The 24079-nt window shown below is 59.5% G+C and carries 21 protein-coding genes and 7 tRNA genes; 19 read left to right on the forward strand and 9 right to left on the reverse strand.

The features are described from left to right. Nucleotides 1-2 precede the first annotated feature (2 nt). The 3 genes from JQF37_RS14040 to JQF37_RS14050 all read right to left on the reverse strand — a co-directional run bounded on the left by JQF37_RS14040 (nt 3) and on the right by JQF37_RS14050 (nt 2166). Nucleotides 3-791, reverse strand: a complete 789-nt coding sequence (locus JQF37_RS14040; protein WP_130207035.1) for a transporter substrate-binding domain-containing protein — start codon at nt 789-791, stop codon at nt 3-5. Nucleotides 792-969: 178 nt separating this feature from the next. Next, the gene (locus JQF37_RS14045) at nt 970-1374 is read right to left on the reverse strand and encodes a hypothetical protein (protein ID WP_130207033.1); all 405 of its coding nucleotides are present in this window, start codon (nt 1372-1374) and stop codon (nt 970-972) included. A gap of 87 nt (nt 1375-1461) precedes the next feature. Then, on the reverse strand, nt 1462-2166 hold the full coding sequence (locus JQF37_RS14050; protein WP_130207031.1) for a murein L,D-transpeptidase catalytic domain family protein: 705 nt from the start codon (nt 2164-2166) through the stop codon (nt 1462-1464). An 83-nt stretch (nt 2167-2249) separates the two neighbouring features. Between JQF37_RS14050 and JQF37_RS14055 the strand changes: the two genes are divergently transcribed. Beyond that, entirely contained in the window at nt 2250-4001 is a 1752-nt protein-coding gene (locus JQF37_RS14055; RefSeq protein WP_204149689.1) for a L,D-transpeptidase family protein, read from the forward strand. A gap of 97 nt (nt 4002-4098) precedes the next feature. Here the strand turns inward: JQF37_RS14055 and JQF37_RS14060 are convergent, their stop codons facing one another. Continuing rightward, nucleotides 4099-4566, reverse strand: a complete 468-nt coding sequence (locus JQF37_RS14060; protein WP_130207027.1) for a hypothetical protein — start codon at nt 4564-4566, stop codon at nt 4099-4101. A 182-nt stretch (nt 4567-4748) separates the two neighbouring features. Between JQF37_RS14060 and JQF37_RS14065 the strand changes: the two genes are divergently transcribed. From JQF37_RS14065 to JQF37_RS14080, 4 genes are all read left to right on the forward strand, one after another. Further along, nucleotides 4749-6329: a GGDEF domain-containing protein gene (locus tag JQF37_RS14065; protein ID WP_130207025.1), complete on the forward strand. Its 1581-nt coding sequence runs from the start codon at nt 4749-4751 to the stop codon at nt 6327-6329. A 413-nt stretch (nt 6330-6742) separates the two neighbouring features. After that, nucleotides 6743-7537: an exodeoxyribonuclease III gene (gene xth / locus JQF37_RS14070; protein WP_130207021.1), complete on the forward strand. Its 795-nt coding sequence runs from the start codon at nt 6743-6745 to the stop codon at nt 7535-7537. A gap of 113 nt (nt 7538-7650) precedes the next feature. After that, nucleotides 7651-8478, forward strand: coding sequence for an arylamine N-acetyltransferase (locus tag JQF37_RS14075; RefSeq protein ID WP_130207019.1), 828 nt, complete (start codon nt 7651-7653; stop codon nt 8476-8478). Nucleotides 8479-8871: 393 nt separating this feature from the next. After that, entirely contained in the window at nt 8872-10389 is a 1518-nt protein-coding gene (locus tag JQF37_RS14080; protein ID WP_130207017.1) for a nucleobase:cation symporter-2 family protein, read from the forward strand. Between the two features lie 129 nt (nt 10390-10518). Here JQF37_RS14080 and JQF37_RS14085 read toward each other — a convergent pair. Further along, nucleotides 10519-10594: transfer RNA gene (locus JQF37_RS14085), tRNA-Asn, on the reverse strand. 227 nt (nt 10595-10821) lie between these two features. Here JQF37_RS14085 and JQF37_RS14090 point away from each other — a divergent pair. Next, complete coding sequence (locus JQF37_RS14090) at nt 10822-11052, forward strand: hypothetical protein (protein WP_130207015.1); 231 nt, start codon at nt 10822-10824, stop codon at nt 11050-11052. Here the strand turns inward: JQF37_RS14090 and JQF37_RS14095 are convergent. After that, nucleotides 11049-11249 carry a hypothetical protein gene (locus JQF37_RS14095; protein ID WP_130207013.1) on the reverse strand — a complete coding sequence of 67 codons (201 nt, stop codon included), beginning with the start codon at nt 11247-11249 and terminating at the stop codon, nt 11049-11051. The two genes, JQF37_RS14090 and JQF37_RS14095, sit on opposite strands and share 4 nt — an antisense overlap. 151 nt (nt 11250-11400) lie before the next feature. Continuing rightward, on the reverse strand, nt 11401-12597 hold the full coding sequence (locus JQF37_RS14100) for an amino acid aminotransferase (RefSeq protein WP_130207011.1): 1197 nt from the start codon (nt 12595-12597) through the stop codon (nt 11401-11403). A gap of 352 nt (nt 12598-12949) precedes the next feature. Here JQF37_RS14100 and uvrB point away from each other — a divergent pair, with 352 nt between their 5' ends. Next, a complete protein-coding gene (uvrB, locus tag JQF37_RS14105; RefSeq protein WP_130207009.1) occupies nt 12950-14965 on the forward strand; it encodes an excinuclease ABC subunit UvrB in 2016 nt (671 codons plus the stop codon). A 54-nt stretch (nt 14966-15019) separates the two neighbouring features. Here uvrB and JQF37_RS14110 read toward each other — a convergent pair whose 3' ends face one another. After that, complete coding sequence (locus tag JQF37_RS14110) at nt 15020-16570, reverse strand: MDR family MFS transporter (protein ID WP_130207007.1); 1551 nt, start codon at nt 16568-16570, stop codon at nt 15020-15022. After that, the gene (locus JQF37_RS14115; protein ID WP_130207005.1) at nt 16560-17609 is read right to left on the reverse strand and encodes an HlyD family secretion protein; all 1050 of its coding nucleotides are present in this window, start codon (nt 17607-17609) and stop codon (nt 16560-16562) included. The genes JQF37_RS14110 and JQF37_RS14115 overlap by 11 nt, the downstream gene beginning before the upstream one ends. A 233-nt stretch (nt 17610-17842) precedes the next feature. Here JQF37_RS14115 and gltX point away from each other — a divergent pair, with 233 nt between their 5' ends. From gltX to JQF37_RS14175, 12 genes are all read left to right on the forward strand, one after another. After that, nucleotides 17843-19324, forward strand: a complete 1482-nt coding sequence (gene gltX / locus JQF37_RS14120) for a glutamate--tRNA ligase (protein WP_130207003.1) — start codon at nt 17843-17845, stop codon at nt 19322-19324. Nucleotides 19325-19526: 202 nt separating this feature from the next. Continuing rightward, nucleotides 19527-19602, forward strand: a tRNA-Ala gene (locus JQF37_RS14125). Nucleotides 19603-19681: 79 nt separating this feature from the next. Continuing rightward, nucleotides 19682-19757: transfer RNA gene (locus tag JQF37_RS14130), tRNA-Glu, on the forward strand. A 53-nt stretch (nt 19758-19810) separates the two neighbouring features. Next, nucleotides 19811-19886 (forward strand) — tRNA-Ala (locus JQF37_RS14135). 79 nt (nt 19887-19965) lie between these two features. Next, nucleotides 19966-20041: transfer RNA gene (locus JQF37_RS14140), tRNA-Glu, on the forward strand. A 53-nt stretch (nt 20042-20094) separates the two neighbouring features. Then, nucleotides 20095-20170 (forward strand) — tRNA-Ala (locus JQF37_RS14145). A gap of 80 nt (nt 20171-20250) precedes the next feature. Further along, nucleotides 20251-20326 (forward strand) — tRNA-Glu (locus JQF37_RS14150). A gap of 184 nt (nt 20327-20510) precedes the next feature. Continuing rightward, on the forward strand, nt 20511-21050 hold the full coding sequence (locus JQF37_RS14155; protein WP_047531265.1) for a TetR/AcrR family transcriptional regulator: 540 nt from the start codon (nt 20511-20513) through the stop codon (nt 21048-21050). Between the two features lie 29 nt (nt 21051-21079). Continuing rightward, nucleotides 21080-21913, forward strand: a complete 834-nt coding sequence (locus tag JQF37_RS14160) for an alpha/beta fold hydrolase (RefSeq protein WP_130207001.1) — start codon at nt 21080-21082, stop codon at nt 21911-21913. A gap of 48 nt (nt 21914-21961) precedes the next feature. Further along, nucleotides 21962-22405: a thioesterase family protein gene (locus tag JQF37_RS14165; protein ID WP_130206999.1), complete on the forward strand. Its 444-nt coding sequence runs from the start codon at nt 21962-21964 to the stop codon at nt 22403-22405. Between the two features lie 95 nt (nt 22406-22500). After that, a complete protein-coding gene (locus tag JQF37_RS14170) occupies nt 22501-23460 on the forward strand; it encodes a tRNA-dihydrouridine synthase (protein WP_130206997.1) in 960 nt (319 codons plus the stop codon). A gap of 129 nt (nt 23461-23589) precedes the next feature. Then, the gene (locus JQF37_RS14175) at nt 23590-24036 is read left to right on the forward strand and encodes an Hsp20 family protein (RefSeq protein ID WP_130206995.1); all 447 of its coding nucleotides are present in this window, start codon (nt 23590-23592) and stop codon (nt 24034-24036) included. Nucleotides 24037-24079 lie beyond the last annotated feature (43 nt).

The following is a 24079-nucleotide window of genomic DNA, read 5'->3' on the forward strand; positions in this document are numbered from 1 at the left end:
CGTTACTTCGCGTCAGGCACCGCCAGCCATTGCCGCAGAATCTTCTGGTAATTGCCTGTCACCTTGGCCAGGTGCAGCCACTGATCGACGTATAGCTTCCAGGTCATGTCGTCGCGGGGCAGCAGGTAGGCTTTTTCGCCATATTGCATGTATTGCGTCGGGTTGACCGCGCACAGCCCCGGTTTGAGTTTCTGCTGGTACAGCGCTTCCGAGGCGTCGGTGATCATTACGTCAGCCTTCTTGTCCAGCAGCTCCTGGAAAATGGTGACGTTGTCGTGCAGTTTCAGTTGCGCCTTGGGCAGTAAGGCGTGAACGAAGGCTTCGTTGGTGCCGCCCGCAGGTTCGACCAGGCGCACCGAGGGTTGGTTGATCTGCTCGAGGGTCTGGTACAGGCCCTGGTCTTCACAGCGCACCAGCGGGATTTTGCCGTCGACGTCCAGCGTGGTGCTGAAGAAAGCCTTTTTCTGCCGCTCGAGAGTGACCGAGATGCCGCCCATACCGATGTCGCATTGACCGGCGAGCATGTCCGGCATCAGGGTTTTCCAGGTGGTGGGCACCCATTCGACCTTGACGCCGAGGCTGTCGGCCAGGGAGCGGGCCATGGCGATATCGATCCCGGCGTATTCGCCGTCTTCGCCTTTGGAGGTATAGGGTTTGTAGTCGCCCGTCGTGCAGACGCGCAGTTGGCCTTGCTGGAGGACGCTGTCCAGATGTGAGGTGCCTTCCGCCGACGCACCAAGGGAGAGAGCGAGCAGGCCGCTGAGCATCATCGCGCTTTGTGGGATTTTCATTTTTTGGGCTTTTGTGAGGGTTTGAAGAGGTCTGAGTGTAGCGAATCAGTTTCTCGGCTGCCGTTGGCAACAAAAAAGGGCGTTCCAACTCTGTGGAACGCCCTTTTTTCGAGTTTATTGTGACAGCAATAACTTGAGCCGCCGCCTCCCGCTTGTTCTCCTCGTCACGATGGCACGGCTATTGGCCCAGCGGCTGCTTCATCATGCTTGATTGCTGATCCATCATTTTTTGCATCAAGTCCATCATCTGGTCTGAGTGGTACTTGCCACCGGCCATTCCTTTTCCCATTCCCATTCCCATTCCCATGCCTGGGCACTGGCCTTGCATCATGCCAATGCCACCCCTCATCGCATCCATGCCTTCCTGCATGGCGATCCGACGTTCAGCAGGGGTTTTGGCGGCGGCCATTTTTTCGTGGGCGGCCTGCATTTTTTGCAGCTGTTCGCTCCACGCCTTGTCTTGTGCGGTGGTGGTGGCCGGTACGGTTGGCGAGGTGTTGGCAGGCGGTTCATTCGCGGCCAAAGCGATCAATGGGCTGCTGATGAGCAGCGCGGCGACGAGTGATATGAGTTGCTTTTGCATGGCCGTGTACCCGAACTGAGGATGTGTTTCGAGCCTAATCCCCAGTGAGTGGCTGCCATTGATTCATATCAAACGATGCCTTTTTGATTACTGGCGTTTAGTGGTCTGTTCTGACGACGCCACGGTGCCGCTCCCGCAATTAATGTAGGAGGAAGACTTCAGCCAACGCTGATCCGGGTAGTAGGAAAACAGCAGTTGCCCATCTTTCATCGAGTCGATCAGCCGATGGGCAATCGCCGGCCTGACCGCCGGGCAACCCAGGCTTCTGCCGATACGGCCGTTGGCGCGGGCCAGGACCGGGCTGACGTACGGTGCGCCGTGAATGACGATTGCCCGCTCGAACGCGTTATCGTTGAAGCCTGGCTCCAGGCCTTCCATGCGCAATGAGTAGCCGTTCGAGCCGAGGTAGCTTTCTTGCGTACGGAACAGGCCCAAGCTAGTGGCGTAACTTTCATTCTGGTTAGAGAATTGGGTGGCCATGTTTTCGCCGCTGTTGCGGCCGTGGGCGACGAGTTCGTGAAAGAGCAGTTTGCGTTTTTTCAGATCGAACACCCACAGGCGTTGTTCGGTCGAAGGCAGTGAGTAATCGATCACTGCCAGTCTCTGCGCCGGGGCTGCGCCTTGGGCGCGGGTGCATTGAGTGGCGCGTACCGCCAGGGCGATGACTTTGGCATTGGCATTTGGCGCGGCTTTGGCCAGAGCGATTTCAAGCGAATCAGCGTAGGCTGCTGGCAGGAAAGCCGACGTCAACAGCAGGGCTGTGAGCGGGAGGCCAAAACGATGTAGCGCCATAAGTCAGTCTCATCAGGAATAGTTCGAGTCTAGCAGCGAATAGGACGCTAGCCTTTTGATTTGCAGGAGATTAAGGATTATCCATGGGGCAATTAACAAGGTTATTCGTCATAAGCCGCGTATTTTTTATGGTCTTTCTGATCAGCGGCACGGCACTCGGTGAAGCTTCGGCGATCATGCCGGAAACTCCGCCAATCGGGGAGCAGGGCGCCGGGCCCAATGATGTCGTTGGCCAAGCCATACAAGCGGTGCTCGAACCCCTGCAATCGTCCTTTCCTCCGTTGCTCACTGCGCGCAGGCATCAGCGGCTGGATATCAATCGAGTCGTTCTGGATTTCTATTCCCATCGCAACTATCGCGCGGCGTGGACGGATGGGCGCGATGTCGCCCAGTTGCTGAAAAGCCTGAACGACACGCAAATCGACGGTCTGGTCCCGCAGGATTTCCGGATTGCCGAACTGGAGCAGGCACGACTGGCGTTGCAGGCGACCGCACCGACCCCGGCGCAATCGGCGGCGTTCGATCTGGCGGCAACCCGCACCTACATCACGGCGCTGCTGCAGTTGCGGCGCGGTAAAGTCGATCCGTCACGGCTGGACTTCCACTGGAACTTCGACCCCGTCGGTGTCGATCCTCGCGAGGACATGAACAGCTTCTTCGCCGCACTCGATGCCCACGATGTCGCCCGTGCCTTCGCCCAGGCACCGCCGCAGGAAACGGTTTATCGCAACATGCGCGAGAGCCTGGCGCAGCTGCGCAAGGTTCGGGACGCTGGCGGTTGGCCGAAGGTGGCCGAAGGGCAGTCGCTCAAACCCGGCATGGACGGTATGGCGGTCGCACAATTGCGTGCCCGTTTGGTGGCCGCGGGCTACCTGGCCCCGGCCAAGGGCAAGCGAAGCGACTACGACGACAGCGTCATTGCCGCCGTGAAGAAATATCAGACCGAACAATACCTGGGCGCCGATGGCGTGGCGGGGAAGACGACGCTGGAGGCATTGAATGTGCCTGTTGAAGCGCGGATCGATCAGGTTCGGGTGAACATGGAACGGGCGCGGTGGTTGCTCTACAAGCTGCAGGGCACCTTTGTGGTCGTCGATATCGCCGGGTACAAGGTCGCGCTGTACCGTGATGGCCAGCCGATCTGGCGCTCACGGGTACAGGTCGGCAAGCCGTTTCGCAGCACGCCGGTGTTTCAGTCCGAGATTACCTACGTGACGTTCAACCCGACCTGGACCGTGCCGCCGACGATTCTGGTCCAGGATATGTTGCCCAAGATTCAACAAAATCCCGGCTACCTGGCCGCCAACCGGATCCGCGTGCTCGATCGCCAGGGCAACGTGCTGGATCCGTCAACCGTCGACTGGTCCAACGCGAAGGGCCTTACCTTGCGCCAGGATGCCGGCCCCGAGAACTCGCTCGGGCAGGTGGTGATTCGTTTCCCCAACGACTACGCCATTTACCTGCACGACACGCCGCACCGCGAGTTGTTCGCCAGGTCCGTGCGAGCCACCAGTTCCGGGTGCATCCGGGTGGAAAACCCGCTGCAACTGGTCGAGTTGCTGTTCAACGACCCGGTGCGCTGGAATAGCGAAGGCATTCAAAAGCAGCTGGCCAATGGACGAACCGAAAACATCATGCTGCCGGTCAAGGTTCCGGTGCTGCTGGCCTACTGGACCGTCGACCTGAGCAAGGATGGCCGGGTGACCTTCAAACCTGACGTCTACGGTTATGACTCCCCGGTACTGCGAGAGTTGAACCTGCCCACGAAGCTGCCAGCCCTGGAGTTGCCCCGAACGGAAACCGCGTTGGTGGTGACTGAGCAAAGCAAGCAGTGAGGGGAATGTTGGGCCGGTAGGGGCAGGCGTGCCGGCGAAGGCGCTCTCAATGACGCTTTCGCCGGCACGCCGGACGCCTATGAAAAGCGATGACCCGCTACAGTTCCAGACCTTGTTGCACCACCGACAGCAGGCCGTTTTCAGTCAAGGCCACCGCATCCGCTTGTTGTCCGGCTTGCTCGATGCCTTGAAGCCACCAGTGGGTTTCACCGTGTTCGTCGAGGGTGCGCAACAGTGCCATTTCGTCGCTATTACAGTGGATCTCGACACGCCCTTCGCCATCTTCCGTGAAGCGGGCGACCGGGTCGAAGGTCATGCTGTGGTCGTTGCCGGTGATCACCAACTGGTCGATGGCATAGTCGTACGTCTCGCCATCGGGGTGGCGCTCGAACACGTGCGTGGGATTGCGCCGCAGGGTCAGGCCGGCCTCCATCAGGGGCTGCAGCCAGGCCTCGATGCGGTGATACAGCTCGTAGACCTGGCCCGGCCAGCTGTCGATTACCTGATCAGCGCTGGTATGCCGGGTGTGTTTGAGCTTTGCGGCGAGTTCGTCTGCCTTGGTCATTTCGATTCCCTGTCTTGATGTATGACTAATCGTAGCTCCTCCCGGGGGATGCAGCTTTTGCCTTGGGTCATGTCCGCGTCACCACCGGGCAAGTGGTTGCCATTTATCCCCGATAAACCCGTAGACTGCGCGCACAAAAATGAGGGGATTTTGGGCCGGTGCCCATGTATTGCCCCTACAGGATGATTTTTTTGCTCACACGCCCACATGATCCGCATTACGTCCCCGGCGTCGCATCGAAACGCCTGCCGTTGCGCAAGGCTGCGGTGCTTTTCATCGCCGCCGTGTGTCTGTGCCTGTGTGGTTTGCTTTACCTGCAGCTGGAACAGTCCCGCAGCCACGACCTGCGCCAGGCCCAGATCGCTTCGTCGAACCTGACGCGAGCCATGGCGCAGCAGGCCGAAGATACGTTCATGAAGGCCGATCTGGTGCTCACCAGTCTGGTGGACTGGATTCAAATCGACGGGTTTGGCCCGCCCCAGCGACCTCGCCTGCAGAAAACCTTCGCCCGACGCGTGCATGCGCTGACTCAATTGCACGGCATTTTTCTGTTCGATCAGAAAGGGCAGTGGGTGGTGACTTCGTTCGACAATATGCCTCGCGGTTCCGGCGTCACGGATCGCGAGTACTTCAAGTTCCATCAGCAAAATGTGTCGACCGTGGCGCACATCGGCCCGGCGATTCGCAGCCGGGAAAGCGGTGAGTGGATCATTCCGATTTCCAGACGGGTGAACGACAAGAACGGTCAGTTCCAGGGCGTGTTGATGGCCGGGATCAAAATGTCGTACTTCGACCAGTTCTTCAAAAGCTTCAGCATCGACGACAACGGCTCGATGTTCCTCGGGTTGACCGATGGAACGTTGTTGGCACGCAGGCCCTTCATCGAGTCGAAGATCGGCACGTCGTTGGCCAGGAGCGAAGTCTTCGAGAAATTCCTGCCCCGGGCGCCCTCCGGCAGCGCCATGTCGACTTCGTTGGTGGACGGCGTTGTCCGCTTGTTTGGCTACCGACAATTGGAGGCATATCCACTGGTGGTCTCGGCGGCCTCGTCGAAGGATACGATTCTTGCGGGATGGTATGACACCGCGTTTCGATCCTGCCTCATCGTTGCCCTGGTCATGCTCGGTGTGGGGGTATTCGGTTGGGTGTTCATTCGCCAGGTGCGCGTCGGCGAGCGAGTCGAGTCGGATCTGCGCAAGGCCCAGGAAGCGCTGGAGCTGATTGCCACCCATGACAGCCTGACCGGTCTGGGCAATCGCCGCCTGTTCGAGCGGGCGCTGGACATCGAGTTCGGGCGCGGCGCCAGGCAGCAGAGTCCGCTGAGCCTGATCATGCTCGATATCGATTTTTTCAAGCGCTACAACGACACCTATGGCCATGTGGTCGGTGATCACTGCCTGGCCCAGGTGGCGCGATCGGTGAAAAACTGCTGCCATCGCAAGGCCGATCTGGCGGTGCGGTATGGTGGTGAAGAGTTTGCCGTGCTACTGCCCGACACGGACATCCACGGCGCCATGACCATTGCCGAACACATTCGCCGCAGCGTCATGGACAAAAACATCAAGCACAGCGGGTCGCCCACCGGTTACGTGACGGTCAGCCTCGGTTGTTACTCGTTTGTGCCGACGGGGCACGACAGCATGGAAGTGTTCATTCAGCGGGCCGATGCGGCGCTCTATCAGGCCAAGCATTCGGGGCGCAATCGCTCGGCGGTGCTGTCGATGGAGGGTGGTGTCGAGGTGTTGGCGCGTTCGGATCGTTGAAGACCGCCCGTGGCTGTTTCTACCCTGCAACACATTGAGCAACCGATTGTCTGCCTATCAGATCCCCTTCATTTGATCGCCTAGAGTTCGATTGGCTTTGCCGAGCCCGGCAGACCTCCCTATGCCTCTGACGATCGCTAACAGGGTCGATCGCCGACCTGCAGGCCAACCAGGAACCCTGTGCGAGCTTGCTCCGGGCGGCGTTCCGACGATGATCGTCAACGATGGCGCGTGCTTGCAGGTTAAACGCGGTGCCCTTGGGTCCATCGCGAGCAGGCTCGCTCCTAGGTTGGTCTTGGTCGAGCCCGGAATAGGGCTACGCATCTGTTACGCCGTATACGCGTCAGCCAACGCAACCACCGCGAGCCATCGGGGTCACAATCTGGACACCCTTGGCAACAGGACTGATGGCCATGAAAAAGTTGCGAATCGCGACGTTCAACGTCAACGGCATGCGCGCCCGGCTGCCGAACCTGCTGGCCTGGCTCGAACGTGAGCAACCGGACATCGTCTGTTTGCAGGAGCTCAAGTCAGTCGATACCGCGTTCCCTGCTGCTGAGCTGGAGGCCATCGGTTACGGTGCCGTCTGGCAGGGGCAGGCCGCGTGGAACGGCGTGGCGATTCTGGCGCGGGATGCGCAGCCACTGGAGAGCCGGCGAGGCTTGCCGGGCGATGACGGCGATAGCCAGAGCCGGTACCTGGAAGCCGCCGTTCACGGCGTGCTGGTGGGCTGCCTGTACTTGCCCAATGGCAACCCGCAGCCGGGGCCGAAGTTCGACTACAAGCTGGCGTGGTTCGAGCGCCTGATCACCTATGCCAGGGACCTTCAGCGCAGCGAGCATCCGGTGGTGCTCGCCGGTGACTACAACGTGGTGCCCACTGACCTGGACATCTACAACCCGCGCTCGTGGCTCAAGGATGCGCTGCTGCAACCCGAGAGCCGCGAGTGTTATCAGCGCCTTCTGGATCAGGGCTGGACGGATGCCTTGCGATACCTGTATCCGCAGGATCGGCTCTACACCTTCTGGGATTATTTTCGCCAGCACTGGCAGAAGAATTCGGGTTTGCGCATCGACCACCTGCTACTCAATCCGGCCTTGAGTCCTTACCTGCAGGCGGCTGGCGTTGACGCCTGGGTGCGCAACGAACCCCACGCCAGCGATCACGCACCGACCTGGATTCAACTGGATTCGCGCAAACGCCGTTGACGTCAGGAGTGGGGGCGATTGGTTAATTCAATTGTCGGCCACGGCGGTTTTTCCCTTATACATAGCGCCCATCGGCGGAACGATCCGCAGCCTGCGTGCATAAGGACTGAACAATGAGCGAGCCACGCCTGACCGACCTCGCGTTATACCTGCGACGCCTGGGTTTCGACGCGCCCCCGGCGCCGACCCTGGAAACCCTGCGTCAACTGCAATTGCGCCACACCGGCGTGTTCCCGTTTGAAAACCTGACCACGTTATCCGGCGAACCCGTGCTGATCGACTTGCCCTCGGTAGAGAGGAAAGTCCTGCACGAGGGGCGAGGCGGGTACTGCTACGAACTCAACAATCTGTACCTGGCCTTGCTGCAATCGCTCGGTTTCGAGGCGCGTGGGATCAGCGGCCGCGTGGTCATGGGCCAGCCCGAAGGCGCGTGGACAGCCCGTACCCACCGCCTGAGCCTGGTCACCCTGGACGGCGTGCGTTACATCAGCGACGTCGGCTTCGGCGGCATGGTGCCCACCGCACCGCTGTTGCTCGATACTGCCGATGAGCAACCCACGCCGCATGAGTCGTATCGCATTGAGCAGCACGCCGATGGCTACACCTTGCGCGCCAGGGTCGCGGACGAATGGCGAGCGATGTACATCTTCGACCTGCAGCGCCAGGAAGACATCGATTACGCCGTCGGCAACTGGTATGTCTCGACTCACCCCGAATCACCGTTCGCCAGGCAATTGATGGTGGCGCGGACCGGGGAGGGGTGGCGACGCACGCTCAACAACGGCAGTTTTGCGATTCATCGCATGGGGCGTGACAGCGAACGCCGGCAAGTGGCCGATGTGCAGGCGTTGATCGACTTGCTGGAAAGCGAGTTCGGTATTCGGGTGCCACCTCATGCGACATTGGTGCGCACACTTGAGCGATTGATAGTGACGCAATAGGCGGGTAATCGTGCACACAAAAAATGGGCGAACTGGATCATTCTGCCCCTTTTTCGCGCTTTTTCAGGATTGAGCTTCAGGCGCCATCACCTCGTGAATTTCACTGAGGGCTTGCGAAATCCGGTATTCAGGCTTTCCAGACCCTGTTGGTCTCTGCTTTTTCAGGCCCGGTCAGCGCGCCCGGAGCACTGATGGGCCGATGAAAACGGACGCAGGAGGGATGGGCCGCGACGGATATGTTCCGTGGTTTTTTTGGATATTGCACACAGTGGCACACAGGCTGCATGGGTAACCGTTCATAATTTGACTTGCCAGTTGTATACAATTCTATAGACAGTTGTCCTGAGTCTTGAATACAGTGTGCGCATAACAAAAACCAGGGAACCCCCTAACATGAAAACGCCCCATGTTTCACACCAACGGCCTGAAGATGAGAATCTCGGGGTCGGCGCGAATATGGCTTACGGCCTGCAACATGTTCTGACCATGTATGGCGGCATCGTCGCGGTGCCTTTGATCATCGGTCAGGCAGCCGGGCTTTCGCCGGCGGACATTGGTTTGTTGATTGCTGCTTCATTGTTTGCGGGGGGGCTGGCCACGTTGCTGCAAACCCTGGGTCTACCGTTTTTCGGCTGTCAGTTGCCGCTGGTGCAGGGCGTTTCGTTCTCGGGTGTCGCGACCATGGTGGCGATTGTCAGCAGTGGCGGCGAGGGCGGGTTCCAGTCGATTCTGGGGGCGGTGATTGCGGCGTCCTTGATAGGTTTGCTGATTACCCCGGTGTTCTCTCGAATCACCAAGTTCTTCCCGCCGCTGGTCACGGGCATCGTGATTACCACTATCGGCCTGACGCTGATGCCTGTGGCGGCGCGCTGGGCCATGGGCGGCAACAGTCATTCGCCCGAATTTGGCAGCATGGCCAACATCGGCCTGGCTGCGGTGACGCTGGTGCTGGTGCTGTTTCTGAGCAAGATCGGAAGCGCGACCATCTCCCGTTTGTCGATCCTGCTGGCCATGGTCATCGGTACGGTCGTCGCGGTGGTGCTCGGCATGGCGGATTTCTCGTCCGTGACCCAGGGTCCGATGTTCGGTTTTCCTGCGCCGTTCCATTTCGGCATGCCGACTTTTCACTTCGCCGCGATCCTGTCGATGTGCATTGTGGTGATGGTGACCCTGGTGGAAACCTCGGCCGATATCCTGGCCGTCGGTGAAATCATCGGTACCAAGGTTGATTCCAAGCGCCTGGGGAACGGCCTGCGTGCCGACATGCTGTCGAGCATGATCGCGCCGATTTTTGGCTCATTCACCCAAAGCGCCTTTGCCCAGAACGTCGGGCTGGTGGCAGTGACCGGGATCAAGAGCCGCTTTGTCGTGGCCACGGGGGGGCTGTTCCTGGTCATCCTCGGCTTGCTGCCGTTCATGGGGCGAGTCATCGCCGCCGTACCAACCTCCGTTCTCGGTGGTGCCGGTATCGTGTTGTTCGGCACAGTGGCCGCCAGCGGTATCCGTACGCTGTCCAAGGTCGACTACCGCAACAACGTCAACCTGATCATCGTCGCCACCTCCATCGGCTTCGGCATGATCCCCATCGCTGCGCCGAACTTCTACGATCACTTCCCAAGCTGGTTCGCCACCATTTTCCACTCCGGCATCAGCTCCTCGGCGATCATGGCCATCGTGCTGAACCTGACGTTCAATCACCTGACCGCCGGCAACTCCGACCAGCAGTCGGTGTTTGCCGCGGGGACCGAGCGGGTGCTGCGCTATCAGGATCTGGCGGCGTTGCGCGAAGGGGATTACTTCAGCGACGGCAAGCTGCATGACTGCGATGGCAAGGAGATTCCGGTGGTGGAGCCCGACCATGGGCATGGAGAGCCGCGGGCGATGCATGCGAAAAGTAGCGAGCATGTCTGACACGCTCCGCGAATGAAAAGAGCCGATCTGTTGAATAGACAGATCGGCTTTTTCTTTGCGGATGTCAAAAATCGCAGCCACAAAAAAGCCCCTGATCTTTCGATTCAGGGGCTTCTTGATGTTGCTGTCTGGCTCCACGACCTGGACTCGAACCAGGGACCCAGTGATTAACAGTCACTTGCTCTACCAACTGAGCTATCGCGGAATGGCGCCTATGTTACTGATTCAAAAAGAGAAGTCAAGCGTCTGATAGCAAGTTGATGGATTCGTCAGGACGGACGGTGGTTTATCGGTGATTGGCGGTTACCAGAACCACAGCAGAGGACTACCATGGCCGCCCGGAAGTGGTTTCACGCGCTACCGGCCATTCGCCGAAAAGGTACGCGCCATGAATCACCCTGCCACCTCACCTCGCCAAAACGGGGTGCTTGCATGAGCATTGCTCAAATCAGCCTGCCCAAGGGCGTCGGCCCGCACGCCGAAAAACTGTTCGATGCGATCACCCAGGCCAGCAGTGCCGACGAATTGAATCGCGCCGGCGGCAAGGCCGAAGGTTTTGTCCTCGGCCTGGAAAGCACCAGGGCGATCAAGAGTCAGGTCGCTGAATCGCTGTACGTCGCCTACGATAACGCCGCCAGCCAGCGGGCGACCGAGCTGGCCTAACCGCCGAAGGTAATCGTACCCATCATCAGTTTGGCGTAAAGCGCTGTGGCGCCGAGTTGCACCAGCCACAGTGCCAGGCCGCCGAGGAACACGCCGGTGGCGACTTGTATCACCAGGTTGTTGCCGCGTTTGGCCGGGGCGCGGGGGACGAATTCATCCAGGTCATCGCGGTCAGCGCGTAGGTCATCGTTTTTCATGTGGGCTCTCGTCGAATCTCGGGTGGGCATCGAACCTGTAGGGGCGAGCCGGGTGAAGTTTAGAGGGCTGGGCCTCTGCTTTGAGAATTATCTGCGACAAATAAAAAACGGGAAGCCAAAAGGCTTCCCGTTTTTCGTATCAGCGCGCGATTCAGATCACCTGAACAATGGCGTCCGTCACGACATTGATGTTGCTCTGGTTCAGCGCAGCCACGCAGATGCGGCCGGTGTCCAGGGCATAGATACCGAACTCGTTGCGCAGACGATGAACCTGCTCAACGCTCAGGCCGGAGTACGAGAACATGCCGCGCTGACGACCAACGAAGCTGAAATCGCGCTGCGGTGCGTTTTTCGCCAGCAGTTCGACCATCTGAGTGCGCATGCCGCGAATGCGCAGGCGCATTTCGGCCAGTTCGGCTTCCCATTGGGCGCGCAGTTCCGGGCTGTTCAGCACGGCAGCGACGATGCTTGCACCGTGGGTCGGCGGGTTGGAGTAGTTGGTGCGGATGACGCGTTTGACTTGCGACAGTACGCGCGCGCTTTCTTCTTTCGATTCGCTGACGATCGACAGGGCGCCAACGCGCTCGCCGTACAGCGAGAAGGATTTGGAGAACGAGCTGGAGACGAAGAAGGTCAGGCCCGATTCAGCGAACAAGCGTACAGCGGCGGCATCTTCGTCGATGCCATCGCCAAAGCCCTGGTAAGCCATGTCGAGGAACGGCACGTGACCCTTGGCTTTCACCACGTCCAGCACGTTTTTCCAGTCCGCCGGGCTCAGGTCGACGCCGGTCGGGTTGTGGCAGCAGGCGTGCAGCACAATGATCGAGCCGTTTGGCAGCGCGTTCAGGTCTTCCAGCAGGCCGACGCGGTTCACGTCATGGGTCGCGGCGTCGTAGTAGCGGTAGTTCTGCACCGGGAAACCGGCGGTTTCGAACAGCGCGCGGTGGTTTTCCCAGCTCGGGTCGCTGATGGCCACGACGGCGTTCGGCAGCAGTTGCTTGAGGAAGTCGGCACCGATTTTCAGTGCGCCAGTGCCGCCAACGGCCTGGGTGGTGATGACGCGGCCAGCGGCGATCAGTGGCGAATCGTTACCGAACAGCAGTTTTTGCACGGCCTGGTCGTAGGCGGCGATGCCGTCGATTGGCAGGTAGCCACGGGAAGCGTGTTGAGCGACGCGAATGGTTTCGGCTTCGACAACGGCGCGCAGGAGTGGAATTTTCCCCTCCTCGTTGCAGTAAACACCGACTCCCAGGTTGACCTTGTTGGTACGGGTATCGGCGTTGAATGCTTCGTTGAGGCCCAGGATTGGATCGCGTGGTGCCATTTCGACAGCGGAGAACAGGCTCATTTTTGCGGCGGCTCTGAATGGAGAGTGGAGGGACGTGTCGCGCTCCAGCCGAATGCACTAGAGCGGTGCACAAACGGGGAGCTAGTATAGAGGCCATCTGCGATTGATGGCGACAGACGATTCAGCTTTTACGGTAAGTTTTTCCGATTATTTTCCGACCGTTAGTCGATTGGCATCGTCAAAGACTTCGAGGGATGTAGGACGTTTGCCTTGAAAGCGAGTGCAATCGGCTCCACATTGAGCACAATCCAGTTTTTTCCTCGGGCGACGTGCGTCGTTTGCGGCCTTTTTCGTTGCTGCCAGTTTGACTGGGCAGGCACGAATTCCTGCACCGAGAACCGAGAGGTACTACATGTCTGAATTTCAGCTAGTCACCCGTTTTCAGCCCGCCGGCGATCAGCCGGAAGCCATCCGCCTGATGGTCGAGGGCATCGAAGCCGGGTTGGCCCACCAGACGTTGCTCGGTGTGACCGGCTCGGGCAAGACTTTCAGTATCGCCAACGTGATTGCTCAGGTGCAGCGTCCGACCCTGGTGCTGGCGCCGAACAAGACCCTGGCCGCGCAGTTGTATGGAGAGTTCAAGGCGTTCTTCCCGAACAACGCCGTGGAATATTTCGTTTCCTACTACGACTACTACCAGCCCGAAGCCTATGTGCCGTCGTCCGACACCTTCATCGAGAAAGATGCCTCGATCAACGACCACATCGAGCAGATGCGGCTGTCGGCAACCAAGGCGTTGCTGGAGCGCAAGGACGCGATCATCGTCACCACGGTGTCGTGTATCTATGGTTTGGGCAGTCCGGAAACCTATTTGAAGATGGTGTTGCACGTGGATCGTGGCGACAAGCTCGATCAACGGGAATTGCTGCGGCGCCTGGCCGACCTGCAATACACCCGCAACGACATGGAGTTCGCCCGTGCGACCTTCCGTGTACGGGGCGATGTGATTGATATCCACCCGGCCGAATCCGACTTCGAAGCGATCCGCATCGAGCTGTTCGATGATGAAGTGGAAAGCCTGTCGGCCTTCGACCCGCTGACGGGCGAAGTCATCCGCAAGCTGCCGCGCTTCACCTTCTACCCCAAAAGCCACTACGTGACGCCACGGGAAACCCTGATGGGCGCCGTGGAAGGGATCAAGGTCGAATTGAAGGAGCGCCTGGAATACCTGCGTTCCAACAACAAATTGGTGGAAGCCCAGCGTCTGGAGCAGCGCACCCGTTTCGATCTGGAGATGATCCTCGAACTGGGTTACTGCAACGGCATCGAAAACTACTCGCGCTACCTGTCCGGCCGTGAAGCCGGCGCGCCGCCGCCGACCCTTTACGACTACCTGCCGGCCGACGCCTTGCTGGTGATCGACGAGTCCCACGTCAGCGTGCCGCAGGTCGGCGCGATGTACAAAGGTGACCGCTCGCGCAAGGAAACCCTGGTCGAGTACGGCTTCCGCCTGCCATCGGCGCTGGATAACCGGCCGATGCGTTTCGACGAATGGGAAAGCATCAGCCCGCAGACGATTTTTGTCTCGGCGACCCCCGGCAACTACGAAGCGGAGCACGCCGGGCGAGTGGTCGAGCAGGTGGTGCGACCGACCGGCCTGGTCGACCCGCAAGTGGAAATCCGCCCGGCGCTGACCCAGGTCGACGACTTGTTGTCGGAAATCGGCAAGCGAGTCGCCGTCGAGGAGCGAGTGCTGGTCACCACGCTGACCAAGCGCATGGCCGAAGACTTGACTGACTACCTGGCCGACCACGGCGTGCGCGTGCGCTATTTGCACTCGGACATCGACACCGTGGAGCGGGTCGAGATCATCCGCGATTTGCGCCTTGGCACTTTTGACGTACTAGTGGGGATCAACCTGTTGCGCGAAGGCCTGGACATGCCGGAAGTGTCGTTGGTGGCGATTCTCGATGCCGACAAGGAAGGTTTCCTGCGTTCCGAGCGCTCGCTGATCCAGACCATCGGCCGGGCGGCGCGTAACCTCAATGGCCGGGCGATCCTTTATGCGGATCGCATTACTGGTTCCATGGAACGTGCCATCGGCGAAACCGAGCGCCGTCGCGACAAGCAGATTGCCTTCAACCTGGCCAACGGCATTACGCCCAAGGGCGTGTTCAAGGATGTGGCCGACATCATGGAAGGCGCCACCGTGCCGGGCTCGCGCAGCAAGAAACGCAAAGGCATGGCCAAGGCCGCCGAGGAAAATGCCCGGTACGAAGCCGAGTTGCGGTCGCCGGGTGAGATTGCCAAGCGTATCAAGGCGCTGGAAGAGAAGATGTACCAGCTGGCGCGTGATCTGGAATTCGAAGCCGCGGCGCAGATGCGTGACGAGATTGCCAAGTTGCGCGAGCGGTTGATTACGGTCTGATGGCGTGTGGCGAGGGGGTAGCCCCTCGCCATCGTGTTGTGCGCATGATCGGTATCAATGTGCTTCGCCGGCCTTGAGCCCCGCTGGCAACTTCCTGGTCAACAACACCGCCAGCATGCTGATTCCCAGCGCAATCCCCACAAGATGAAACGCATCGTTGTACGCCATGATCGAGGCTTGCTGATGGGCAATCTCGCTGAGCTTGCCCAGCGCCGCCGTTTCGCTGCCCAGGCGATCGGTCAACGAGGCCATGCGTTCGGCCACTTGTGGATTGCCGGGCACGATGGATTCACGCAGGTAATCAAAATACGTCTTGGTTCGCGCATCCAGCAGGGTGGCGAGCAGGGCGATGCCGATGGCGCCGCCGAGGTTGCGCAGGATGTTGAACAGGCTCGACGCCGACCCCGCATCCTGGGGCAGGATGTAGGCAGTGGCGATCAGCGAGATGGTGACCATGATCAGCGGCTGGCCCAACGCACGCACGATCTGAATCTGATTGAACTGCGGTCCGGCGAAGTCCGGGTTCAACACGCCCGATGAGAAGCTCGCGAAGCCGAACAGGCCGAAACCCAGTGCGCACAGCCATTTTGGCGAGACGTACTTCATCAGCTTGGGCACCAGCGGAATCAGAAACAACTGCGGCACGCCCATCCACATGATCACTTCGCCGATCTGCAGGGCGTTGTAGTTCTGGATCTGCGCCAGATACAGCGGCAACAGATAGATCGAACCGTACAACCCCACCCCCATCCCGACACTGGAAATGCTCGATAGACCGAAGTTGCGATTGCCGAGGATGCGCAGGTTGATCAGCGGATTGGGCCTGGAAAACTGCACGATCACAAACGTAATCAGACTGAGCAGCGCGATGCTGCCGAGGCTGACGATCAGGTTCGACTCGAGCCAGTCCTTGCGATGGCCTTCTTCCAGAAATACCTGCAAACAGCCAAGGCCCATGCCGAGGGTGACGATCCCGGCGTAATCGGTGCTTTTGAGCAGTTCCCAGTGTGATTCCTTCTTCTCCAGGCCGTACATCAGGCCCGCGATCATGAGCAGGCCGGGGGGGATGTTGATGTAGAAGATGTATTCCCAGCCCCAGTTTTCCGTCAGCCAGCCGCCCAGTGTCGGGCCGATCGACGGTGCGAAGGTGGCGGTCATGGCGAACATGGCCATGCCCTTGGCGCGGTGGTGTTCGGGAAGTTTGATCAGGGTGAGGGTGAACGCCAGCGGGATCAGCGCGCCACCGGTGAAGCCTTGCAAGGCGCGGAAGACGATCATGCTCTCCAGGCTCCAGGCCATGGAGCAAAGGAGGGAGGCGGCGAGAAATCCAAGGGACACCCACACCGCCAGGCGTCGCGCCGACAATAACTGCACCAGCCACGCGGTCAGCGGGATCATGATGATTTCCGCCACCAGGTACGAGGTGGAAATCCATGAGCCTTCTTCCAGGGTCGCCGACAGCGCACCCTGAATATCCTTGAGCGATGAGTTGGTGATCTGGATGTCGAGCACCGCCATGAAGGCGCCGAGCATCGCGCTCATGACCGCGATCCAGTCCCGCCGGGTCGGTTCCCCGGCCGGACGGATCAGTTGATCACCGGCCATTGTCAGGGGCGTCTTTGATATTCACTTTGACCGTGACCGACATGCCCGGACGGATTTTGCCGCGCAGGGGATTGTCCGCGGCGAAGGTCAGTTTTACCGGAATCCGTTGTACGACTTTGGTGAAGTTGCCCGTGGCATTGTCCGGCGGCAACAGGCTGAACTGCGCGCCCGACGCGGCGAACAGGCTGTCGACCCGCGCTTCGATCGGGGTATCGCTGTAGGCGTCGAAAATCAGCTCGGCTTTCTGGCCGGGTTGCATGTGGCCGATCTGGGTTTCCTTGAAGTTGGCCTGAATCCAGATGTCTTCATCCGGCACGATCGACAGCAAATACGCGCCGGCCTGTACGTACTGGCCTTCGCGGGCGGCGCGCTGACCGATCAGGCCGCTGATGGGGGCGTGGATTTCGCTGCGGGTGAGGTTCAGTTCAGCCTGGGCCAGATCGGTTTTGGCGTTGGCAATTTGCGCGTCGAGGCGTTTGATCTCGGCGGTCAGTGCGTTGACTTGCTGGCGCTGGGCCTGGGCGTCTGCCTGGGCCTTGGCCAGTTGCGAGCGGGCAATGTGGGTGTCGGCGGAGAGGGTGGTGACCCGTTCCTCCGAGACATAACCGGGCTTGCGCAGAGTCTCGGCGCGGTTCAGGTCGATCTGTGAGCGACCCAGGCTCGCTTGCGTGGACGCGACTTGCGCATCGCTGGCGGCAATCAGGCTGCTTTGCTGCGTCAGTTTGCTCTGGGCTTGCAAGCGTTCGGCTTCACGGGTGGCGAGGGCCGCGTTGGCGCGGTCGACGGCGAGGTGGAAATCATCGCCTTCGAGCTTGATCAGTAACTGACCTTTCTCGACATGCTGGTTGTCCTGGACCAGCACCTTGTCGATGCGTGCCCCCAACTGGCTCGACACGCGGGTGATCTCGCCCTGCACGTACGCGTTGTCAGTGCTTTCGTAAAAACGCCCCTTGAAAAACCAATGGGCAAAAAAGCCCCCGGCGATCAGCAGGACAATTGCCAGGAAAATGGACAGGCGACGCTTGAGTTGGGCAGGCATGGGGCAAACTGTAGTCGAGAAATTGTCAGGAAAGTTATCAGCAGGCGAATCTTGCATACAGCGGATAAACGGTAAATGCCATTGGCTGATATTCAGTCATTCACCGCGGCAAACGGGCGTTGTAGACGCAACCTTGGCTTAAATGCCCTGCTGACTGGAGCCGGGCGGGTGTCGCCTGTTACCATTCGCCCCTTGTCTGATCCTCGCTTTCTATTCTTTTGTTGAGACTTGCCATGACCACCGTCCGCACGCGCATCGCGCCATCGCCTACCGGGGACCCCCACGTAGGTACCGCTTACATCGCATTGTTCAACTACTGCTTTGCCAAGCAGCATGGCGGCGAGTTCATCCTGCGGATCGAAGACACCGACCAGCTGCGTTCGACCCGTGAGTCCGAACAGCAGATTTTCGACGCCTTGCGCTGGTTGGGCATCGACTGGAGCGAGGGCCCGGACGTGGGTGGCCCGCACGGTCCTTACCGTCAGAGCGAGCGTGGCGACATTTATCAGAAGTATTGCCAGCAACTGGTCGATATGGGCCATGCCTTCCCGTGCTTCTGCACTGCCGAAGAGCTGGATCAGATGCGCGCCGAGCAGATGGCTCGCGGCGAGACGCCGCGTTACGACGGCCGTGCGCTGTTGCTGTCCAAGGAAGAAGTCGCACGCCGCCTGGCCGCTGGCGAACCGCACGTGATCCGCATGAAGGTGCCGAGCGAAGGCGTCTGCGTGGTTCCGGACATGCTGCGTGGCGATGTCGAAATCCCGTGGGACCGCATGGACATGCAAGTCCTGATGAAGACCGACGGCCTGCCGACTTACTTTCTGGCCAACGTGGTCGATGACCACCTGATGGGCATCACCCACGTGTTGCGCGGTGAAGAGTGGTTGCCATCGGCGCCGAAACTGATCCTCTTGTACGAATACTTCGGTTGGGAACAGCCGGAGCTGTGCTACATGCCGCTGCTGCGTAACCCGGACAAGAGCAAGCTGTCCAAGCGCAAGAACCCGACCTCGGTGACGTTCTACGAGCGCATGGGTTTCATGCCCGAAGCAATGCTCAACTACCTGGGGCGCATGGGCTGGTCGATGCCGGACGAGCGCGAGAAGTTCTCCCTGCAGGAGATGGTCGAACATTTCGACCTCAAGCGTGTGTCCCTGGGCGGGCCGATTTTCGACATCGAGAAATTGTCGTGGCTCAACGGTCAGTGGCTACGCGACCTGCCAGTGGAAGAGTTTGCCGCGCGCGTGCAGAAGTGGGCCTTCAATTCCGAATACATGATGAAGATCGCGCCGCACGTGCAGGGCCGCGTCGAGACCTTCAGCCAGGTTGCACCGCTGGCCGGGTTCTTCTTTGCCGGTGGCGTGAATCCGGACGCCAAGCTGTTCGAGTCGAAGAAGCTGTCCGGCGATCAGGTGCGTCAGTTGATGCAGTTGATCCTGTGGAAGCTGGAAAGCCTGCGTCAGTGGGAGAAGGACAACATCACCGCGACCATTCAGGCCGTGGTCGAGTCCCTGGAGCTGAAGCTGCGTGATGCCATGCCGCTGATGTTTGCCGCGATCACGGGTCAGGCGAGTTCGGTGTCCGTGCTCGATGCGATGGAAATCCTCGGTCCGGACCTGACGCGTTTCCGTCTGCGCCAGGCGATTGACCTGCTGGGCGGCGTGTCGAAGAAAGAAAACAAAGAGTGGGAAAAGCTCCTGGGCGCTATCGCCTGAGCACGTCTGACTCTGCGGTAGCCGTCGGAGGCCGGGATCTTTTGCTCCCGTCCTCCGGCGTTTTCTCCTGAATTTACGGGGGAAGGGCGGTAAGTGGTTGTTATGCCGACAAAAAATTTTGAAATTTTTCAAAAATAAGTTTGACAGGCTTTCGATACACCCTTAAGATTCGCCCCGTCCTCAGCGATGACATCAACGATGAGGGGCTATAGCTCAGCTGGGAGAGCGCTTGCATGGCATGCAAGAGGTCGACGGTTCGATCCCGTCTAGCTCCACCAATTTACACTTCAAGGTCTGGCCACACCGACCTTGAAGCGATCAACACTCAGCGTTGATCAATTGTATAGAAGGGTTTGCGTCCCCTTCGTCTAGTGGCCTAGGACACCGCCCTTTCACGGCGGTAACAGGGGTTCGAGTCCCCTAGGGGACGCCAGTTTTACAGAAGCGATGTTGCAAAATGTCGCTCCGCCGCGAGGCGAAAAATCCGGGGCTATAGCTCAGCTGGGAGAGCGCTTGCATGGCATGCAAGAGGTCGACGGTTCGATCCCGTCTAGCTCCACCAATTTACACTTCAAGGTCTGGCCACACCGACCTTGAAGCGATCAACACTCAGCGTTGATCAATTGTATAGAAGGGTTTGCGTCCCCTTCGTCTAGTGGCCTAGGACACCGCCCTTTCACGGCGGTAACAGGGGTTCGAGTCCCCTAGGGGACGCCAGTTTTACAGAAGCGATGTTGCAAAATGTCGCTCCGCCGCGAGGCGAAAAATCCGGGGCTATAGCTCAGCTGGGAGAGCGCTTGCATGGCATGCAAGAGGTCGACGGTTCGATCCCGTCTAGCTCCACCAATTTTACAGTTCAAGGTCTGGCCACACCGGCCTTGAATCGATCAGCTCTCAGCACTGGTCAGTTGTAAAGAAGGGTTTGTGTCCCCTTCGTCTAGTGGCCTAGGACACCGCCCTTTCACGGCGGTAACAGGGGTTCGAGTCCCCTAGGGGACGCCACGATTACCCGCTCTGCGGGATTTTATAAGGGTCATTCAATTATTGAATGGCCCTTTTGTTTGTCTGGCGTTTGGCCAAATTCCCTCATTTCTTTCAAACTGTTCTTCAGACCAGCGGTCACATCCACGACTTGCAGAAAATTATTATGAGAATAATATTCTAGTCGTAATATTCGGAGGCAACGATGAACGATAAAAAAGCTCAAACCCGTGAACGCATCCTCAAGGCTGCCAGCGCAGCGCTGATTCAGCGCGGCCCGGCCGAGCCTAGCGTGGGCGAAGTAATGGGCGCAGCCGGCCTGACCGTCGGCGGCTTTTATGCGCACTTCGAAAGCAAGGACGCAATGATGCTGGAGGCGTTCAAGCAATTGCTGGGTCGCCGCCGTGACCTGATTGCTGACATGGATGCCGAACTGACCGGTGAAGAGCGTCGTGCGCTGGTCGCTGCGTTCTATCTGTCGCGCAAACACCGTGATTCCAGCGAGTCTGCGTGCCCGATTCCGGCCTCGATCGGTGAGCTCGGGCGTCTGCCCGATGCCTTCCGGATCGCACTGAATGAACACATGGAACTGATGGTCGCGCAGTTGGCGGCCAGTCCCGAAGACACCGATAAAGCCCTGGCCGACATGGCCTTGATGGTGGGCGGTCTGGCGCTGGCACGGGCGCTGGGCCCCGGTGATTTATCCGACCGATTGCTTCGCGCTGCCAAGTCGGCTGTGCGTTGACCTGAAGGCTGCAGCCTGAGGAGAGAGCGATGAGCGCGTTAAAGTGGGTTCGTGGCGTCAATGGCACCTTGGGTTGGTTTGCTCCAAAACTGGTTGCAAGAAAAATGCGACTGGCGTTCATGACGCCGCGAGATTTGCCGCCGCGTGATTGGGAATTGCCGCTGCTGGCCAAATCCGAACGGATCACTTTGCGTTTCGGTCTCTCGGCATTGCGCTGGGGGCAGGGCCCGGCAGTGCTGCTGATGCACGGTTGGGAAGGCCGGCCGACGCAGTTTGCCAGTCTCATCACTGCTCTGGTCGATGCCGGGTACACGGTGGTCGCCCTCGACGGCCCGGCGCACGGTCGCTCGCCGGGAACCGAAGCGAATGTCGCACTGTTCGCTCGCGCCATGCTCGAAGCCGCCGCCGAACTGCCACCGCTTCAAGCCGTCATCGGTCACTCCATGGGCGGCGCCAGCGCCATGCTCGCAGTGCAACTGGGCTTGCGTACCGAAACTCTGGTGACAATCGCAGCTCCGGCGCGAATCCTCGGTGTACTACGTGGCTTTGCGCGCTATGTGGGGTTGCCGCCGAAAGCTCGCTCGGCATTCATCCGTCAGGTTGAGAAAGACGTCGGCATGCGCGCTGCCACGCTGGATGTGGCGCACTACCAACTCGATATGCCCGGCCTGATCGTGCATGCCGAAGACGACAAGCTTGTTTCGGTGAAGGAATCGCAGGCGATCCACGAAGCCTGGTTCGATAGCCGCCTGCTGCGCCTGCAGGAAGGCGGTCATCAGCGGGTGCTGGCCGACCCCCAGGTGATCGACGGGGTGCTGTCACTGCTGGCCGGACGCAGTCTGCAATCGCGCCAATCGGCCTGAGCATCCGTTACACTGCCCCGGTCGACATCATCTGACCGGGAGTGGGGCATGGGCTGGGATCGGGCAACGCCATTTATCATTGATCTGCAAGTGGGCGCCGAGGACATCGACGGGCTGGGGCACGCCAATAATGCGGTGTACGTCACCTGGCTCGAGCGCTGTGCGTGGCGCCACTCCCAGCGCCTGGGCCTGGATCTGGTCGAATACCGGCGGCTGGACCGGGCGATGGCGGTGGTGCGGCATGAGATCGATTACCTGGCGGCCGCTTATGAGGGCGACGAGCTGCAATTGGCGACCTGGATCGTCGATTGGGATCAGCGCCTGAAAATGACCCGACACTTCCAGTTGAAGCGTCCCAGCGACAACGCCACGCTGCTGCGGGCGCAAACCACCTTTGTTTGCATCGAACTGTCCACCGGTCGGCCCAAGCGCATGCCGGCGGAGTTCATCGAGGGCTATGGTCCGGCGTTGCTGTCGCTCCAACCCTTCTAGGAGCGAGCTCGCTCCTGCAAAGGATCTGCGATGTTCTGCAGATTTGTTGCGTAATCCAGTAAACTGCCGCACGTTTTTCGTTGAGTGTGTTTTTCATGCAAATTGCCTTGGCGCCCATGGAGGGGTTGGTCGACGACATCCTGCGCGACGTGCTGACCCGCGTAGGTGGCATTGATTGGTGCGTAACCGAGTTCATTCGTGTCAACGATCAGTTACTCACGCCCGCCTATTTCCACAAGTTCGGCCCGGAATTGCTCAACGGTGCTCGCACCGCTGCCGGGGTGCCGCTGCGTGTGCAGTTGTTGGGTTCCGATCCGGTTTGCCTGGCAGAAAACGCCGCGCTGGCCTGTGAGCTGGGTTCCGAAGTGATTGATCTGAACTTCGGCTGCCCGGCCAAAACCGTGAACAAGTCTCGTGGTGGTGCGGTGCTGCTCAAGGAGCCGGAGCTGCTCAACCAGATCGTCGAGCATGTCCGTCGCGCCGTTCCGGCGCACATTCCCGTGACCGCCAAGATGCGCCTGGGCTTCGACAGCCCGGATGGCTCACTGGTGTGCGCCACGGCCCTGGCCGAAGGTGGCGCTGCGCACATCGTGGTCCATGCACGAACCAAAACCGACGGCTATAAGCCGCCGGCGCATTGGGAGTGGATTCCTCGGGTTCAGGACGTGGTCAAGGTACCGGTGTTTGCCAATGGCGATATCTGGAGTGTCGAAGACTGGCGCCGTTGCCGTGAAATCAGCGGTGTGGAAGACATCATGCTCGGTCGCGGCCTGGTTTCACGCCCCGACTTGGCTCGGCAAATTGCTGCGGCACGGGCCGCAGAAGAAGTCGTCGAGATGACCTGGGCCGAGCTGCTGCCTCTGATCCAGGATTTCTGGCTGCAAGCCAAGGCGCAGATGACGCCTCGTCAATCACCGGGCCGTTTGAAGCAATGGCTGGCGATGCTGACCCGCAATTATCCCGAAGCGGTGGAGCTGTTCAGTGTCCTGCGTCGTGAGACCGAGCTGGATCAGGTCTCGCGTTTGTTGGGGCTGCAGGTCGCTGAAGCCGCCTGAAAACAGCAAAAAAAATTTGAAAAAAATCTCTTGAAAAGTAATTGGCGGTCCCTATCTAAGGGGTACGCGATGCCGAATTCGGGTCGCGGAGACAAACAACTTGCTGATTGTTTTCAGGAGATTTGAACCATGAGTACTGCATTTTCCCTGGCGCCTCTGTTCCGTTCCTCGGTAGGCTTCGATCGTTTCAACGACCTGTTCGAAACCGCCCTGCGCAACGAGCCAGGCAGCACCTACCCACCGTACAACGTCGAAAAACACGGTGACGATCAATACCGCATCGTCGTGGCGGCGGCCGGTTTCCAGGAAGAAGACCTGGAGCTGCAAGTCGAGAAGGGTGTGCTGACCATCAGCGGCGGCAAACGTGACAGCAACGAAGGTGTGACCTTCCTGCACCAGGGCATCGCCCAGCGCGCGTTCAAGCTGTCGTTCCGACTGGCGGACCATATCGAAATCAAGGCTGCCGGCCTGAGCAACGGTCTGTTGAGCATCGAGCTGCTGCGGGTGATTCCGGAAGAGGCGAAAGCCAAACACATCCCGATCAACGGGACGGAAAAACCGGCTCTGCAACACTGAGTCAGAGCAACAAGAAGGGGCGCCATGGGCGCCCCTTTTTTGT

This window comes from Pseudomonas sp. MIL9, assembly GCF_016887925.1.
Lineage (GTDB): Bacteria > Pseudomonadota > Gammaproteobacteria > Pseudomonadales > Pseudomonadaceae > Aquipseudomonas > Aquipseudomonas mohnii.

Excerpts from the sequence above, each read along its gene's own strand:
- JQF37_RS14040 (WP_130207035.1), bottom strand. The coding sequence starts at position 791 with ATGAAAATCCCACAAAGCGCGATGATGCTCAGCGGCCTGCTCGCTCTC.
- JQF37_RS14045 (WP_130207033.1), bottom strand. The coding sequence starts at position 1,374 with ATGCAAAAGCAACTCATATCACTCGTCGCCGCGCTGCTCATCAGCAGC.
- JQF37_RS14050 (WP_130207031.1), bottom strand. The coding sequence starts at position 2,166 with ATGGCGCTACATCGTTTTGGCCTCCCGCTCACAGCCCTGCTGTTGACG.
- JQF37_RS14055 (WP_204149689.1), top strand. The coding sequence starts at position 2,250 with ATGGGGCAATTAACAAGGTTATTCGTCATAAGCCGCGTATTTTTTATG.
- JQF37_RS14060 (WP_130207027.1), bottom strand. The coding sequence starts at position 4,566 with ATGACCAAGGCAGACGAACTCGCCGCAAAGCTCAAACACACCCGGCAT.
- JQF37_RS14065 (WP_130207025.1), top strand. The coding sequence starts at position 4,749 with ATGATTTTTTTGCTCACACGCCCACATGATCCGCATTACGTCCCCGGC.
- xth (WP_130207021.1), top strand. The coding sequence starts at position 6,743 with ATGAAAAAGTTGCGAATCGCGACGTTCAACGTCAACGGCATGCGCGCC.
- JQF37_RS14075 (WP_130207019.1), top strand. The coding sequence starts at position 7,651 with ATGAGCGAGCCACGCCTGACCGACCTCGCGTTATACCTGCGACGCCTG.
- JQF37_RS14080 (WP_130207017.1), top strand. The coding sequence starts at position 8,872 with ATGAAAACGCCCCATGTTTCACACCAACGGCCTGAAGATGAGAATCTC.
- JQF37_RS14090 (WP_130207015.1), top strand. The coding sequence starts at position 10,822 with ATGAGCATTGCTCAAATCAGCCTGCCCAAGGGCGTCGGCCCGCACGCC.
- JQF37_RS14095 (WP_130207013.1), bottom strand. The coding sequence starts at position 11,249 with ATGAAAAACGATGACCTACGCGCTGACCGCGATGACCTGGATGAATTC.
- JQF37_RS14100 (WP_130207011.1), bottom strand. The coding sequence starts at position 12,597 with ATGAGCCTGTTCTCCGCTGTCGAAATGGCACCACGCGATCCAATCCTG.
- uvrB (WP_130207009.1), top strand. The coding sequence starts at position 12,950 with ATGTCTGAATTTCAGCTAGTCACCCGTTTTCAGCCCGCCGGCGATCAG.
- JQF37_RS14110 (WP_130207007.1), bottom strand. The coding sequence starts at position 16,570 with ATGGCCGGTGATCAACTGATCCGTCCGGCCGGGGAACCGACCCGGCGG.
- JQF37_RS14115 (WP_130207005.1), bottom strand. The coding sequence starts at position 17,609 with ATGCCTGCCCAACTCAAGCGTCGCCTGTCCATTTTCCTGGCAATTGTC.
- gltX (WP_130207003.1), top strand. The coding sequence starts at position 17,843 with ATGACCACCGTCCGCACGCGCATCGCGCCATCGCCTACCGGGGACCCC.
- JQF37_RS14155 (WP_047531265.1), top strand. The coding sequence starts at position 20,511 with ATGAACGATAAAAAAGCTCAAACCCGTGAACGCATCCTCAAGGCTGCC.
- JQF37_RS14160 (WP_130207001.1), top strand. The coding sequence starts at position 21,080 with ATGAGCGCGTTAAAGTGGGTTCGTGGCGTCAATGGCACCTTGGGTTGG.
- JQF37_RS14165 (WP_130206999.1), top strand. The coding sequence starts at position 21,962 with ATGGGCTGGGATCGGGCAACGCCATTTATCATTGATCTGCAAGTGGGC.
- JQF37_RS14170 (WP_130206997.1), top strand. The coding sequence starts at position 22,501 with ATGCAAATTGCCTTGGCGCCCATGGAGGGGTTGGTCGACGACATCCTG.
- JQF37_RS14175 (WP_130206995.1), top strand. The coding sequence starts at position 23,590 with ATGAGTACTGCATTTTCCCTGGCGCCTCTGTTCCGTTCCTCGGTAGGC.